The 670-nt window shown below is 68.8% G+C and carries 1 pseudogene; it reads left to right on the top strand.

The features are described 5' to 3' along the window. Positions 1-133: 133 nt before the first annotated feature. A pseudogene (locus tag KBX08_RS33395) lies at positions 134-670 on the top strand (aminoglycoside phosphotransferase); the annotation flags it as partial.

Below are 670 nucleotides of genomic sequence, written 5' to 3'. Positions count from 1 at the left end.
GACTACTACCGCACTTCCGGGCCTTCCAACGCGCCGCACATCCTCGCGTGCCCGCCAGCATGTCGGCGCACCTCGACGCCGCCCTCACACCGCTCGAGCGCGCCACCGCTCGTCCGCAGGGCGTGGGTGCGCCGTGAACAGCACCAGGCTCGACGAGCAGCTCCGCACGCAGCTACGCGGCGACCTGCTCGCCGCCTCGCGGCGGGCACCAACGCGGCGACACATCATCCAGACATGGGAGCTGTCCTCCGTCGAACGCTGGTTCTTCCCCGATGGCAGCAGCCTGATCTGCAAGCTCGCCACCGCACCGTTCACCGGCGAAGCGACCGTCCTTCGCGCGCTCAACAACCAGCAAGCCCCAGTCCCGCTGCTGAACGGCTACACAATGCGCCCTATTGGTCTGGGCATGCTGATGGAAGACCTTGGCGAGCCGAGCCGGACCGCGACGTTCGCGGAGGCTGCCGCCACGGCCCGATGGGTTCACGCCACTGCCGGCATCCCCAGCCTCCCGACCTTCGACAAAGCGGGCCTGGCGCGGCTACCAGGGCAAGGTCTGGACGCGTTAGACGAGCTCCGTCGACAAGGGCGCTTCACGCACGACGCGGAAGGGGTCAAAGCGGTGCTGCAGCGACTCGCTGCCACCGCACGACACAGAGCCGACGGTGCCGAG

Origin of the sequence: Micromonospora sp. H61 (assembly GCF_018070325.1) — a bacterium.
Classification (GTDB): domain Bacteria; phylum Actinomycetota; class Actinomycetes; order Mycobacteriales; family Micromonosporaceae; genus Micromonospora; species Micromonospora salmantinae.
Note: the sequence above shows the minus strand (reverse complement) of the source record. Positions and strands in the feature narration are given on the sequence as shown.